This window comes from Arthrobacter sp. Y3221114 (assembly GCF_059092625.1).
In genome coordinates this window covers 821,260-834,263 of record NZ_JBNHHW010000001.1, presented here as the reverse complement: position 1 = coordinate 834,263, position 13,004 = coordinate 821,260, and the positions used below count along the sequence as shown (strand labels likewise).

The 13,004-nt window shown below is 65.0% G+C and carries 12 protein-coding genes and 1 tRNA gene; 4 read left to right on the top strand and 9 right to left on the bottom strand.

Annotated elements, in window-relative coordinates; genetic code table 11:
• Positions 1 to 8: 8 nt before the first annotated feature.
• From AC5RV3_RS03815 to AC5RV3_RS03805, 3 genes are read right to left on the bottom strand one after another with little or no spacing between them, the layout of a single operon-like run.
• On the bottom strand, positions 9 to 1,046 hold the full coding sequence (locus AC5RV3_RS03815) for an ABC transporter permease (RefSeq protein ID WP_494120961.1): 1,038 nt from the start codon (positions 1,044 to 1,046) through the stop codon (positions 9 to 11).
• Between the two features lie 3 nt (positions 1,047 to 1,049).
• Positions 1,050 to 2,129, bottom strand: coding sequence for an ABC transporter permease (locus AC5RV3_RS03810; protein ID WP_494120960.1), 1,080 nt, complete (start codon positions 2,127 to 2,129; stop codon positions 1,050 to 1,052).
• The gene (locus tag AC5RV3_RS03805; protein WP_494120959.1) at positions 2,129 to 3,709 is read right to left on the bottom strand and encodes a sugar ABC transporter ATP-binding protein; all 1,581 of its coding nucleotides are present in this window, start codon (positions 3,707 to 3,709) and stop codon (positions 2,129 to 2,131) included. Before AC5RV3_RS03805 ends, AC5RV3_RS03810 begins: the two co-directional genes overlap by 1 nt.
• A gap of 299 nt (positions 3,710 to 4,008) precedes the next feature.
• On the opposite strand from AC5RV3_RS03805, the gene xylA reads away from it, so the two are divergent.
• The 3 genes from xylA to AC5RV3_RS03790 are packed head-to-tail and all read left to right on the top strand — an operon-like array spanning position 4,009 to position 7,726.
• A complete protein-coding gene (xylA, locus tag AC5RV3_RS03800) occupies positions 4,009 to 5,196 on the top strand; it encodes a xylose isomerase (RefSeq protein WP_494120958.1) in 1,188 nt (395 codons plus the stop codon).
• Between the two features lie 50 nt (positions 5,197 to 5,246).
• Positions 5,247 to 6,686: an FGGY family carbohydrate kinase gene (locus tag AC5RV3_RS03795; RefSeq protein ID WP_494120957.1), complete on the top strand. Its 1,440-nt coding sequence runs from the start codon at positions 5,247 to 5,249 to the stop codon at positions 6,684 to 6,686.
• A complete protein-coding gene (locus AC5RV3_RS03790; protein WP_494120956.1) occupies positions 6,683 to 7,726 on the top strand; it encodes an aldose epimerase family protein in 1,044 nt (347 codons plus the stop codon). Before AC5RV3_RS03795 ends, AC5RV3_RS03790 begins: the two co-directional genes overlap by 4 nt.
• Positions 7,727 to 7,754: 28 nt before the next feature.
• Here AC5RV3_RS03790 and AC5RV3_RS03785 read toward each other — a convergent pair whose 3' ends face one another.
• Entirely contained in the window at positions 7,755 to 8,975 is a 1,221-nt protein-coding gene (locus AC5RV3_RS03785) for an ROK family protein (RefSeq protein ID WP_494120955.1), read from the bottom strand.
• Positions 8,976 to 9,105: 130 nt separating this feature from the next.
• On the opposite strand from AC5RV3_RS03785, the gene AC5RV3_RS03780 reads away from it, so the two are divergent.
• A complete protein-coding gene (locus tag AC5RV3_RS03780; protein ID WP_494120954.1) occupies positions 9,106 to 10,173 on the top strand; it encodes a Gfo/Idh/MocA family protein in 1,068 nt (355 codons plus the stop codon).
• A gap of 104 nt (positions 10,174 to 10,277) precedes the next feature.
• Here the strand turns inward: AC5RV3_RS03780 and AC5RV3_RS03775 are convergent.
• The 5 genes from AC5RV3_RS03775 to AC5RV3_RS03755 all read right to left on the bottom strand — a co-directional run bounded on the left by AC5RV3_RS03775 (position 10,278) and on the right by AC5RV3_RS03755 (position 12,986).
• Positions 10,278 to 10,353: transfer RNA gene (locus AC5RV3_RS03775), tRNA-Lys, on the bottom strand.
• A gap of 112 nt (positions 10,354 to 10,465) precedes the next feature.
• Positions 10,466 to 11,545 (bottom strand): PQQ-dependent sugar dehydrogenase, encoded by a 1,080-nt coding sequence (locus AC5RV3_RS03770; protein WP_494120953.1) that lies wholly within the window; start codon positions 11,543 to 11,545, stop codon positions 10,466 to 10,468.
• Between the two features lie 3 nt (positions 11,546 to 11,548).
• The gene (locus AC5RV3_RS03765) at positions 11,549 to 12,061 is read right to left on the bottom strand and encodes a hypothetical protein (protein WP_494120952.1); all 513 of its coding nucleotides are present in this window, start codon (positions 12,059 to 12,061) and stop codon (positions 11,549 to 11,551) included.
• A 179-nt stretch (positions 12,062 to 12,240) separates the two neighbouring features.
• The gene (locus AC5RV3_RS03760; RefSeq protein WP_494120951.1) at positions 12,241 to 12,681 is read right to left on the bottom strand and encodes a hypothetical protein; all 441 of its coding nucleotides are present in this window, start codon (positions 12,679 to 12,681) and stop codon (positions 12,241 to 12,243) included.
• 149 nt (positions 12,682 to 12,830) lie between these two features.
• Positions 12,831 to 12,986 carry a hypothetical protein gene (locus AC5RV3_RS03755; RefSeq protein WP_493986867.1) on the bottom strand — a complete coding sequence of 52 codons (156 nt, stop codon included), beginning with the start codon at positions 12,984 to 12,986 and terminating at the stop codon, positions 12,831 to 12,833.
• Between the last annotated feature and the right edge of the window lie 18 nt (positions 12,987 to 13,004).

Here is a 13,004-nt window from a genome sequence, read left to right as displayed (position 1 = left end):
GGTTTCCGCTACACGGGGGCGACGTCGAGTATGACGGCCCGCCGCTGCCGGACCCGGGCGTTGACGATGGCGCTGATCCGGTTGGCCAGAACAGCGATGATGAGAATCGAGCCGATGACGATTTTCTGGTAGCTGGACGGAACGCCGGCGAGGTTGATGATGTTGATGGTCGCGGCCAGCGTGATGGCGCCGAGCACGGCTCCCAAGATGCGGCCCCTGCCGCCACTGAGTGCCGCACCGCCGATGACGGCGGCGGCGATGGCCTGGATCTCGTACCCGACACCGAGGTCGGCCGGGACGTTGGTATTTCGGCCGGCCAGGATGACGCCGGCGATCGCGGCGCATAGCCCGCTGATGACGTAGGCGATGATCCGGACCCGGCCCACCCGCACGCCGGACTGTACGGCACCGGTCCGGCTGCTGCCGACAGCGAAAAGGTGTGTCCCAAGGCGGGACGATCCCAAGATCCCGCCGAGGAGCAGCGCCACGATGAGGGATATCACCATGGGCAGGGTGAGGGCCCCGGCCAGCGGGCTCAGGCCGCCGATGACATAGAACTCGGGGACCATGTAGCCGATGATGGGCACGCCCTGGGTCCAGATGTAGAGGATGCCGCCGGCGAAGCCGAGCATTGCGAGGGTGGCGATGAAGTCGGGCAGCCCGACCCGGGTGACGAGCAGGCCGTTGCCGATTCCGATCAAGGCGCCGGCAAGCAGCGCTGCGAGGATCGCGGCGAAAAGCGGCATTCCTGATTTCATGGTCTGGGCTGCTACCCCTGCGCAGAGTGCCATGGCGGCGCCGATCGAGAGATCGATGCCTCCCGCGATCAGGACGACGGTCATGCCCATGGCCAGGATCATGACCGTGATGCTGCTGTTGAGGATGTTGAACAGGTTTGACGGGGCCAGGAACACCGGCAACGTGAACGCCGCGATCAAACAAGCCAGTACCAGCATGGCGAGCACGCCGAGGGTGGGGTCCAGCAGGATCCGGTCGACGATGCGGCCGATCAGGCTGTTGTTCCGCGTAGGTGTCGAAGTGCTCATGGGTCAGTCCTGCTGTTCGGTCACGAACGGACGGGGGCGGGCGGCGGGTTTCTGTTCCTGCTGCTGGGCCGGGGCCGGGGGAGTGTCGTGTCTGGGGGGCGTGTCGCCACGGGAGCGTTTGCCCATATTGAGGGCGTATTGCTGGACGCGGCGGTCGAAGACCACCCCGGCGACGATGCAAAGGCCGGTGACGATGCTGAAGTAGACGGGGTCGACGCCGTTGAGTCGCAGGCCCTGCTGCAGGGTTGCCAGCAAAAGGCCACCGACGACGGCGGCCCAGACTGAACCGCGGCCACCGGCAAGGCTAACGCCTCCCAAAACGGCGCCGGCGATGGCAATGAATTCGTAGCCGCCGCCCAGGAAAGCCTGTACAGCGCCGAGGCGGGAGGCAATGAGGACGCCGGCGGCTCCTGCGAGCATGCCGGAGACGACGAAGGTGCCCATCCTGACGCGGAGGACGTTGACGCCGGCGACGTTCGACGCGTCGGCGCCAATGCCGATGGCATATATGCGCCGGCCGAACACCGTCTTGGCCAGGAAAAGCTGCATGATGACCAGGAGGATTGCGGCGATCCAGAAGGCGCTCGGGATGCCCAGGAAACGGCCGTAGACGATGTCCGAAAAGCCCGGCGTCGTCACGCCTTGGAGGGGTACCTGTTCTGTCAGGACGATGAGCAGCCCGCTGGCGATGTTCAGCGTCGCCAGCGTGACGATGAAGTCGTTGATACCGAACTTCGTGATGAGCCATCCGTTGAACAGGCCGAATGCCGTGCCGGTGGCGACGCCCACGAGGACGCCCACCAGGGTCGGCGCACCGCTGAGCAAAGCCCACATGGTCGTTCCGGCGCTCAGCCCGGCGACCGTGCCGACGGACAGGTCGATCCCGCCGGCCACGATGACGATTGCCACCCCGACGGTAATCAGCAAGACGGGGATGGCGTTGTTGATGTAGTCGGTGAGGCTCTCCGGTTGCAGGAAGACAGGCGACATCAGTTGGAACACGATGACCAGGACGATCAGGGCGACAGCGATCGGCACGCCGCTGGTCGAAAGTGTGCGGGATACGGCCCGTTGGAGATTCATCATTCGCTCCTGCCGGCGGATAGCGCCAGAATTCTGTTCTTCACGCCCTCGAAGTTTCCGGCGGCCAGTTCCTGCTGCAGCGAGGTCACCGAACCCACCAGCCGGCCTTTTTTCATGACCAGCACACGGTGGCTGAGTTCCAGCAGTTCGGCAATTTCCGAGGCAATGACGATGGCGGCCCCGCCGGCGGCGACGAAATCGCGGATGAGGTTGTGAACCTCCACCTTGGCCGAGACGTCGATACCCTGGGTCGGTTCGTCGAAGATCAGCAGTGAGGGCTTGGTGTTCAGGCAGCGTGCCACGATGGCCTTCTGCTGATTTCCGCCGCTCAGGTTCCGAATTTTTTCCCTGACGCTTGGGGCACGGATCGCCAAGCGCTGCCGGTAGCTTTCGGCCTGGTCCATTTCATCGCGGCTCTTGACCAGGAAACCCAGTTGCGTGACGCCGCCGAGGCTTGAGATGGAGATGTTTTCGGCAACGGAAAATTCCGGCAGAATGCCCAGCTGCTTGCGGTCTTCCGGGAGCATGGCCAGCCCGTGGCGGTATGCCGAGCTGGAATCCCGGATGCGAAGGGGTTGCCCGTTGAGGTGCAGCGTTCCGCTGCTCATCTTGTCCAAGCCCATGATGAGCCTGGCCAACTCGGTCCGCCCGGCACCGGCAAGGCCCGCTATGCCCAGGATCTCGCCCTTGCGGACCGACAGCGAAATGTCCTTCAGGACGTGGCTGCGGTGCACATTCTCCAGTCGCAGCACTTCCTCGCCGGCGTCCGCGGCCGTGTGCGGCGGCGTTCCGCTGGCCGCTCCGAATTCGCCGGCTGCGACTCCAAACATCATGCCAAGCAGCTCATCGACGTCCGTTTCGGCGATGGCGGCAGTCCCGGCGTTGGCCCCGTCACGGAAGACGGTGGCGGTGTCCGCCAGACCGAACAGCTCCTCCAGATGGTGGGTTACCCACAGCAGTGGTACACCCCGCGCCCTGAGCTTGCGCATGTGTTCGAACAGGTGCCGCTTTTCTTCTTCCTCAAGCCCTGAGGTCGGCTCGTCCAGGATCAGCACGCGGGGGTCGAAGGCCAGTGCTTTGACGATCTCCACCACGCGCTTTTTCAACGCACCGAATTCCCCGACGGGAAGCTTCAAGTCCTCCCGGGTCAGCCCGAAGTCGGCGGCCAGCTGCTGTACCCGCTCTTCCATGCCCTTGCGGTCAAGCCTGACCTTCAGGCCGAGAAAACGGGCATTCACCTCGCGGCCGAGGAAGATGTTGTCCAGTGCCGTGAGCGCCGGAACGAGCGAAAGCTCCTGATGGATGGTCGTGATGCCCGCATTGAGCGCATCACTGGGATGGCGGAAACGTGCCTCTTCCCCGGCCAGCGTAACGGTGCCCGCATCCGGGGAGACCACGCCCGAGAGCACATTGATCAGCGTGGATTTACCGGCCCCGTTGCCCCCCAGCAGGGCATGGATCTCGTCGGGGCGGATGTCCAGGCTCACCCCGCGCAGGGCGGTCACGCCTTGGTACTGCTTCACCACGCCTTCTACTTTCAGCAGCGGCGAATGATCGATCGGTTCGGTGGGATGCCCCATGGGATCGCTCCTGTTCTCCGCTGGAGGTTGAGGCGAGAGATGAAGCTCTCTGTGAGCAACATCATGTGAAAACTCAATATAGTAAGCAGTCGCAACAAATGCAACAGTTTTCTTTGCCGGAGTGGGAAAGGCTGGTGGCGGATGCGGCGTCTGTCCGGTCGTCGAGGCTGAGTCCGGTCCGAATCTCCTCGGGCTGGTCAGGAGCGATGGAGTTCTAGGCCGCTGAATACCGTTGACTTTGGGTCGCGATGGAGAATATGTTGTTGCTCACTACTATTGATTCATGATGGGAGACGGCAATGAGGCAGCCTAGCCGCGAAGACAAGTTCTCCTTCGGCTTGTGGACGGTGGGATACGCGGGAGCCGACCCCTTCGGCGGCCCTACCCGGTCGCACGTAGATGTTGTTGAGGTGGTCGAACGGCTTGCAGGTCTCGGCGCCTACGGGTTGACGTTCCACGACGACGACCTATTCGCCTTCGGCAGCAGCGAGGGGGAGCGGCAGAAGCAGATTGACCGCCTGAAAGGTGCACTCGAGGACACGGGCCTTGAGGTTCCGATGGTCACGACGAACCTCTTCAGCCCCCCCGTTTTCAAGGACGGCGGGTTCACCTCCAACGACAGGGCCGTCCGCCGGTTCGCGCTCCGGAAGGTCCTGCGGAACATTGAGCTGGCCGCAGAACTCGGCGCCCGGACTTTTGTCATGTGGGGAGGTCGCGAAGGCGCAGAGTACGACGCTGCCAAGGACGTCCGGGCAGCCTTGGAGCGGTACCGCGAGACGCTGGACGTTTTGGGGGGCTTCGTGACCGATCGGGGGTACGACCTGCATTTCGCGATTGAACCCAAGCCCAACGAGCCCCGCGGCGACATTCTGCTGCCGACGGTCGGCCATGCGCTGGCTTTCATCGAAACCCTGGAACGGTCCGAACTCTTCGGCGTCAACCCTGAGGTCGGACATGAACAAATGGCGGGCCTGAATTTCACCGCGGGCGTTGCCCAGGCGCTGTACCACGGCAAGCTGTTCCATATTGATCTCAACGGCCAGCGGGGGGTCAAGTACGACCAGGATCTGGTCTTTGGCCATGGCGACCTGCAAAACGCTTTTTCCCTGGTGGACCTGTTGGAAAACGGCGGCCCGAACGGTGGCCCTGCTTACGACGGTCCGCGCCACTTCGACTACAAGCCGTCGCGGACCGAGGACGCCGGGGGAGTGTGGGATTCGGCTGCGGCGAACATGCGGATGTACCTGTTGCTGAAAGAACGGGCCGCCGCCTTCCGCTCGGACCCTGAGGTACAGGAAGCGATGCGCGCTTCCCGCGTCACCGAACTGGCGCAACCCACCCTTGGCGAAGGAGAGTCCTACGCCGAGCTGCTCCAGGACCGTTCCTCTTACGAGGATTTCGCCCCGGAGGGGTACTTTGACGGCAGCGGGTTCGGGTTCGTCCGGCTGCAGCAGTTGGCCATGGAGCATCTGCTTGGCGCGCGCTGATCCGCGGGAATCGTTGAAGTTTAGGCTCGGCCAACGTAACGGGAGGCATCATGACGCTTGTTGCGGGTGTTGATTCTTCGACGCAAAGCTGCAAAACGGTGTTCCGGGATGCCCGCTCGGGCCGGGTCGTTTCTGCGGGACGGGCAGCTCACCCGGCCGGCACCGAAGTCGACCCGGAGGCCTGGTGGATCGCACTGCAGGCGGCGCTCGCCCAGGCGGGAGGTCTCGGCTCAGTCAGCTGCCTTTCCGTAGCAGCCCAGCAGCACGGAATGGTGGCCCTCGATAAGGAGGGCCGGGTGATCCGGCCGGCTTTGCTCTGGAACGACACTCGAAGCGCGGGCGCTGCCGCTGCCCTTGTGAGGGAAGTGGGCGCCGATGAATACGTGCAAAGGACGGGATTGCTTCCGGTAGCATCGTTCACCGCCAGCAAACTGCGGTGGTTGCGTGACGCAGAACCCGGCAATGCCGCGAAGGTCGCCGCGGTCGCGCTTCCCCATGACTGGCTCACCTGGCGGCTGCGCGGGTACGGGCCAGCTGCTTCAAGCCCGCTTGGGCCGGTCCTTGAAGAACTCACGACGGACCGGTCGGATGCCAGCGGCACCGGCTACTGGGATCCGGAGGTAAACCGGTACGACCTGGATCTGTTCACTTTGGCCCTCGGACATGCTGCCATCCTTCCCAGTGTCCTTCGCCCCCATGAGCCGGCGGGCAAGACGCCCGGGGGGATCATTTTGGGTGCGGGAGCCGGAGACAATGCCGCTGCGGCGCTGGGCCTAAACGCTTCACGCGAGGAAGCCATCGTTTCGATCGGCACCAGCGGAACGGTATTCGCCTCATCCGCCGAACTGCATCGGGACAGGACGGGCTCCGTCGCCGGCTTTGCAGACGCCGCAGGCGCTTTCCTCCCGATTGCGACCACGCTCAATGCAGCACGCATCCTGACGTCCGTCGCCGAGGTGCTGGGCGTTGACAACGACGGGCTCTCGCGTCTCGCCCTGGAGGCTCCCCCTGGCGCCGGGGGAGCAGTCTTGATCCCCTGGTTCGAAGGGGAACGCACCCCAAACCTGCCCCATTCGACGGGCAGTCTTCACGGCCTGTCGCTGACCTCGATGACAAGGCCCAACCTTGCGCGGGCCGCCGTCGAGGGGATGCTGTGCAGTCTCGCCCGAGGGCTCGATGCACTGCGTCAGGCCGGCGCACGTCCCGAACGGGTCCTTCTGATCGGCGGGGGCGCACAGAACCGGGCAGTCCGGTCGATTGCCGCGCAGGTCTTCGATATGCCGGTCTCGGTTCCGGCACCCGGCGAGTACGTGGCCGAAGGAGCCGCTGTGCAGGCCGCATGGGTCCTCAATGGAGTACGCCCTGACTGGCCGCCACAATTCGACGCGCAACTGCGACCCGATCCGCGGCCTCTTATCCGGGATCAGTACGGCAGCCATGCCGAACAGCAAGAGACGTGGTTCCGCGGTCACGTCGAAGGCGCGGCGTGAAGAAGCAGGCAGGCGCCAGCAGGCCGGGCACGGGACTGGTCCTGGCCAATGCCCGCAGCACCCGCCTGACGCTCGATCCCTACGGAGCCAGGATCGTCGAACTGCTCCTGCCGGACAGGGGCGGCAAGCACGAAAACGTGGTGCTTGGGTTCGACGCTGTTGACGACTATCGCCGCCACGCGAACTGCTACATCGGGGCGACCATCGGTCGGACAGCGGGCCGCATCCCGGGCGGCCGGTTCTCCTCAGCAGGGGTCACCTTTCCCGTTACCGCGAACGAGGGGCGGAACCATCTTCATGGAGGACCAAGGCGAAGTTTCGACCGCGTCCTGTGGTCCCGATCGGACACCTCCCCGGAACCGGCGCAGGACGACTTCGTCAGTTTCGAATACCGCAGCCCCGAAGGCGAAGAAGGCTATCCGGGAAACCTCTCGGCGCGGGTGCGGTACTCGCTGTCTGACGCCAATGAGCTGTCGATTCTCTTCACGGCCAAGGCCGACGCGGACACCCCGGTCAATATGACCAATCACGCTTACTGGAATATGGACGGGGCCGGGGCGAGGCCCGTCATCGATCAGCAGCTGATGGTTGACGCGGATTACATCCTCGCCACGGATTGGGAACTCATTCCGACGGGTAGCCACCTGCCCGTCGCCGGCTCGGCTTTCGACTTCCGCAAGCTGAGGCGGATCGGAGCCTTCCTGCCGGAATCGGGCACCGAGCCATGGCCGGGCATCGATAATACGTTCCTGTTCAATCCCGGCAGGGACAACGCCAAGCCGGCGGCAGTACTTTACTCTCCCGAGACCGGACGCATGCTGGAGCTGTTTACCACCGAATTCTGTCTTCAGGTTTATACAGCGAATCGGCTGCCTCCACTGGCGGGCCGAGGGGGTGCCGCGTACGGGCCCGGCAGCGGAATATGCCTTGAACCCCAGAAGGTTACCGATTCCAGCCGTTTCCCCGACTTTCCTTCGGTGGTCCTTCCGGCCGGAACGGAGTACCGGCACCTCAGCCGTTACCGGTTCTCGACCAAGTGAAACCGACCCACTAGGAGTCGCGGCCGCTTCAGGCGACGAAGGCGTAGGCCGCGGGGTCGGCCAGAAGGTCGGCGAAAACCAGTTCAGCCGCGCCGACCATGAGAAGATTCGCGCCCAGCTGCGGCCGGGAAATGTGAACGCTCTGGCGCGAAACCGGCAGTGATTCCCGGGAAACGAGCCGCTCCAGCCGCTCCGGATCAGCGGCGTGCAGGGAGCCCAAGAAGCCGCCCAAGATGATCAGCTCCGGATTCAGTATGTTGATTGCATTGCCCAGGGCAATGGCGAGGTACTCCTGCTGCCGGTCCACAACCGCCCGAACTTCGGCGGAAGTGGACGAAAGCAGCGCCTCCTCCAGTTCGTCCACATCCGCGGACGCCAATCCCAAGGCGGCAAGCAGAGCGTCACGGGTCACTTCGGACTCCAGGGTGCCCCGGGCGTGGGCAGTGTCAAGCCCTCCGCCGCTTCTGATCCGGGTGTGGCCCAGCTCCCCGGCATGGCCGGCGACGCCTGTCAGGGCGTGGCCTCCGCTGATGATCCCGCCGCCAATGCCGCTCGCCCCGCCATTGAGGTAGATCATGTCGCTGACCCGTCGGGCGGACCCGAAGGTCCTTTCGGCAAGGGCACCAAGGCTCGCATCGTTGGCGGCTTTCACGGGATACCCCGTGGCAGTGGCCAGCATTTCGGCAATCGGTTCATCCGTCCACTCCAGATGCGGGGCCAACCGCACGAGCCCGTCCTGTGTCCGCACCAAGCCAGGTACCGCGACTCCGATACCTGCGATTCGGTTCCCGTTGGACTTCATGCCTTCAACGATCGCCGCACTGATGTTGACTGCTTCCCGGGCGCTGGGAGCCTTGTCCGTCTCGTAGCGGATCCGTTTTTGGACGACCCCGCCCAAGCTGACGGCGCCGACGGTAACCGCGTCGATCTCAGGATTGACTGCGATTGAAACGGTCGCCGGGTTTGGGCGCACGACCGCACTCGGTCGCCCGACGCCGTTGCTTGAGTCCGGGCTGGTTTCCAAGACCAGGCCGAGCTCGATCAGCTCGCCGACCAAGGCGCCGATTGTCGACCTGTTCAGCCCTGTTTTCCGCGTCAGCTCGGAGCGGGGGACGGGGCCGGCATGATGCACGAACTGAAGAACGGTAGAGAGGTTATGCCGGCGAATGCTGTCAAGGTTGTTCCCCACCCGCTGGGCCGGCAGCAACCGCCCGTGGCCGGTGCGCAGCGGCGCGTTCGATGAACTCAACCTAAACCTCCCTGGATGGCGGACAAGGAACGACTGCCTAACTTATCGTTCAACCGCAGGCTACTCCATCCCCGCGACCATCAAATGTTTATTCCTTGAACAAATTATGGCACAAGAGTAATCTTCCGGTATGTTGAACGCCGATGGCCCTCCGCGGCCCGTCCGCACCGGCTTGGTGGGCTATGGGCTGGCCGGCAAAGTTTTCCATGGGCCCTTCCTCCGCGCCCTTCCGGAGTTCTCCCTGGACGCCATCGCGACGTCCCACCCGGAACGCAAGCTGCAGGCCGCCAAGGATCATCCCGAAGCAAGAATTGTTGCAGACGCCAACGAATTGCTGGAGGGAGGCCTGGATCTGGAGTTGGTCGTGCTTGCGGGTCCTCCCCATACCCATTTGGAGCAAGCGCTGGCAGCGCTGGACGCAGGGTTGGCCGTGATCGTGGACAAGCCCTTCGTGCCAACGGTCGCCGCCGGCGAGCAACTGATCGAACGGGCGGAACGTGTCGGGAAGCCCCTAATTGTTTTCCAGAACCGGCGGTGGGACGGGGACTTCCGAACCGTGCGGAAGGTCCTGGCCGACGGGCAGCTGGGCCGGGTCTATCAGTTTGAATCGAGCTTCGAGCACTGGGCGCCCAAAGTCGTTGACCGCTGGCAGGATACAACGCCGCCGAGCCTGGCCGGCGGGATCACTTTTGATCTGGGAAGCCACCTCATAGACCAGGCGCTGGTGCTGTTCGGAGCAGTTGCCGAGATCAGCGCCGACGTGCGCACCGTCCGTGAAGGGGGCGGCAACGACGACGTCAGCCTCGTTGAGCTCTTCCACTCGAACGGCGTGCATTCGCGGCTCTGGATGAGCCGGGTGGCGGCACAAGCCGGACCCCGCTTCCGCGTGCTGGGGACTGAAAGCGCTTTTGTCAGCTACGGCCTGGACGGCCAGGAACCGGCCTTGGCAGCCGGTGCAGTCCCGACTGATCCAGGGTTCGGCGCCGCGCCCGAAAGCACGTGGGGCACCATCGGCATCCAAGGGCCAGGTTATCCCGCACCCATTGCAGTGCCGACCGAAAGGGGCGACTACCTTGGGTTTTACAGGGCTGCGGCCCAGGCGATTCGGGGAAGCGGGCCCATCCCCGTCGATCCCCGGGATGCTTTGGAGGTCGTCCGGGTGATTGAACGGGTTCATCAGCTCGGCAAGCCTGGCTAGGGGAGGCCGCGGGCGCCAAGTTCTTCTTCAGGCCCTGCTCCACCGTCCGAAGAACGAAAAACCCCGCCTGTCCAGGCTAGCGCGCTGGTCAGACGGGGTTTCGCTGGTGCACCCCCCGGGACTCGAACCCGGAACCCATTGATTAAGAGTCAATTGCTCTGCCAGTTGAGCTAGAGGTGCAGCTGTCGGTGCGGGTCCCAGCGGCGGTTTCCCGGGCGCTTTTTCCCTCGCAACGACATGTAACTCTAGCAGGACATTTCCACGAAAGTGAAATTGAAGCGGCGTTTGTCGCCTACTTCACAGAAACGGCCAGCATTCGGTCCTCGTCGGTGCCGTTGGTGAGGACCCAGAGCCGGCCGTCCGGGGCCGCGGCCACGTCACGCAGCCGGCCGTATTCTCCTTCGTAGAAGGCCTCGGGCTCTCCGGCCTCCGTGCCGTCGAGCTCTACCCGCCACAGCCGCTGGCCCCGCAGTGCAGCGATCCACGCAGTGCCGTCCACCAGGGCCATGCCGCTGGGAGAGGCCTCGGCCGTGGACGGCCAGACCACCTTGGCGTCGATGAATCGCTCGTCGCCGGGGGCTCCCGTAACGTCCGGCCAGCCGTAGTTGCCGCCGGGTTCGATCAGGTTCAGCTCGTCGTCCCGGTCCGGGCCGAACTCGGTAATCCAGAGCCTGCCGTCGGCGTCCCACGCCAGCCCCTGCACATTGCGGTGGCCGAAACTGTAGACCGGGCTGTCGCCGAAGGGGTTGCCGGGGGCAGGCTCGCCGTCGGGCGTGACCCGCAGGATCTTGCCGCCCAGCGAGGACAGATCCTGGGAGTGGGAGGAATCGGAGGCGTCGCCGGTGGCGATGTACAGGTAGCCGTCCGGGCCGAACTTGAGCCGTCCACCGTTGTGGATCCCGGCTTTGGGGATGCCGGTGACGATTTCCTGCGCGTCGCTCAGCCGGCCGTCGTCCCAGCGGTAGCTGAGAACCCTGTTGTCCTCCGGCGAGGTGAGGTAGACGTAGAGCCGGGCGTCGGCGTCGAAATCCGGGCTGGGCTCCAGCCCCAGCAGGCCGGCCTCACCGGTGGTTTCCAGCGCAGACTCCACGGGCACGGCGGCGACCGTTTCGCCGTCGACCACATGTTTAATCAGGCCGGTGTCGTTCTCGGAGATGAGTGCGCTGCCGTCGGGTAGGACGGCAATGGACCATGGTTCGGCCAGGCCGGAGGCTGCCGTCTCCACGTCCGGGCTGGTTCCGGCGCCGCCGCCACCGTCCGGCCGGGCATTGCCGTCGCCGCTGCAGCCGGCCAGGACGGTGGACAGCGTCACGGCCAGGGCCAAGGGAGCAAACCGAAGCGGCAGGACGCGCCGATCCGCTTCGTCGTCCATCCGTCAGCCTCTTTTCCGGTTCGCTCCGTCTCCGTCCTCGGCCTGGACGGACGGTTCGATGACCGCCTCGCCTGCATAACCGAGCCATTCGGTCTCATCGTAGAGCGGTTTGTCCGTGACGGCCGCCTGCTCCGCTGCCGCGTCCTCGACATCGGCAGGCACAGGCTCCCCGGCCCCGACACCTCCTGCGGTTGCCGTGCCGGTGGCGCCAGGGGACTCCGGCATTGTCTCCTCGACCACGAGGTCCTCGTCGACGGCCGGCGGCAGCGGGCCGATCGACGGGTTCCGGCCGGCTGCGTCGGAGGGCGCGTGCGTCGGGTTCCGGCCGGCGGCGTCGGGGGGCGCGTGCGTCGGGTTCCGGCCGGCGGCGTCTGAGGGCACGTGGGTCAGGTTAGTTGGCGCGGAGGCCGGGGAACGGGCCTCCGTGGAGCGGGGCTTGCGGCTGAACAGCCGGCACAGCAAGGCGGTAACGATGGTGGCTGCGACGGCGATCCTGATTCCCCATCTCCGGTCCATGGCCTTCACCTTCGATTGATGGTTGTGGTGCATCCGGTCCCGACGTTACGTGCGGGGCCGGGCAGTGTCCATAGGCCCCGGTACCCGGATCAGGGAGGCGGAGCCGGCAGGGTTTGGGGAGATGCCCGCCGGACCCGAGGCCGGCGGACCGTGGGCCGGAAGACCGGCTCGACACGGCGCTAGGCCCGGAAGATCAGCTCCGCCATGAAGCTGTGGAAGTCGGGCTGGTCTTCGGACTGGTCGATCGTGTGGCCCTCGGTCGGCAGCTTGCCTTCGGCCTGGACTCCGAACCGGAACGTCCTGCCGGTGCTGGTGCCCACTTCGTATTCCCCGCCGCCCAGCTGGACCGCATGGGACATGTTGGTCATGTTGATCGCGACGGGCGTGCCGCCGGGCGTCAGCGCGGAGCCGTCGAAGGGCGCGATGACCAGCTCCTGCGGCCGCCAGCGGTAACCGATCACGTAAAAGTTTCCGGTCCCGCCCTGCGCCGCGTGCGCATTGTCCTGGCGGCTGCGGGCGAAGACGAGATTGTAGTCCCCGTAGTTGGGAATCTGGGAGTCAAAGATGGCGCTGAGCGCGTCCTTGAGTTCGTCGCTGGTGGGCATGTCGCTGGTGGGCATGGTGGCCTTCGGATGTGCGTGATTGGGCTGGGAGAGCTTGAGCCTGCGGCGGCGGAAGCGGGGATCGCTGCCCGCCAGTTTAGTGAACCGGACCCACAAAAAAGCGCCTGGCCCATGTGGTGCCCGGCGCTTAGTTGAAGGGGTGGGTGTCAGACGGCGTCGACCGCTTTCACCGGCATGGCCGCATGATCGGTCTCCCACGTGTGGCTGCGCGGCACCGGGCCGTGGTCGCGGCGGACAACGACGGCGAGGCGCGCGAGGACGGCGGCCATCCCCACTACGGTCAGGGCAACTGAGACTGTCATGCCACCATTGTCAACCGG

Bases quoted from the DNA above. Each gene is read 5' to 3' on its own strand.
- AC5RV3_RS03810 (WP_494120960.1), bottom strand. From the start codon at position 2,129: ATGAATCTCCAACGGGCCGTATCCCGCACACTTTCGACCAGCGGCGTG.
- AC5RV3_RS03815 (WP_494120961.1), bottom strand. From the start codon at position 1,046: ATGAGCACTTCGACACCTACGCGGAACAACAGCCTGATCGGCCGCATC.
- AC5RV3_RS03795 (WP_494120957.1), top strand. From the start codon at position 5,247: ATGACGCTTGTTGCGGGTGTTGATTCTTCGACGCAAAGCTGCAAAACG.
- AC5RV3_RS03770 (WP_494120953.1), bottom strand. From the start codon at position 11,545: ATGGACGACGAAGCGGATCGGCGCGTCCTGCCGCTTCGGTTTGCTCCC.
- AC5RV3_RS03780 (WP_494120954.1), top strand. From the start codon at position 9,106: ATGTTGAACGCCGATGGCCCTCCGCGGCCCGTCCGCACCGGCTTGGTG.
- AC5RV3_RS03805 (WP_494120959.1), bottom strand. From the start codon at position 3,709: ATGGGGCATCCCACCGAACCGATCGATCATTCGCCGCTGCTGAAAGTA.
- xylA (WP_494120958.1), top strand. From the start codon at position 4,009: ATGAGGCAGCCTAGCCGCGAAGACAAGTTCTCCTTCGGCTTGTGGACG.
- AC5RV3_RS03755 (WP_493986867.1), bottom strand. From the start codon at position 12,986: ATGACAGTCTCAGTTGCCCTGACCGTAGTGGGGATGGCCGCCGTCCTC.
- AC5RV3_RS03765 (WP_494120952.1), bottom strand. From the start codon at position 12,061: ATGGACCGGAGATGGGGAATCAGGATCGCCGTCGCAGCCACCATCGTT.
- AC5RV3_RS03760 (WP_494120951.1), bottom strand. From the start codon at position 12,681: ATGCCCACCAGCGACATGCCCACCAGCGACGAACTCAAGGACGCGCTC.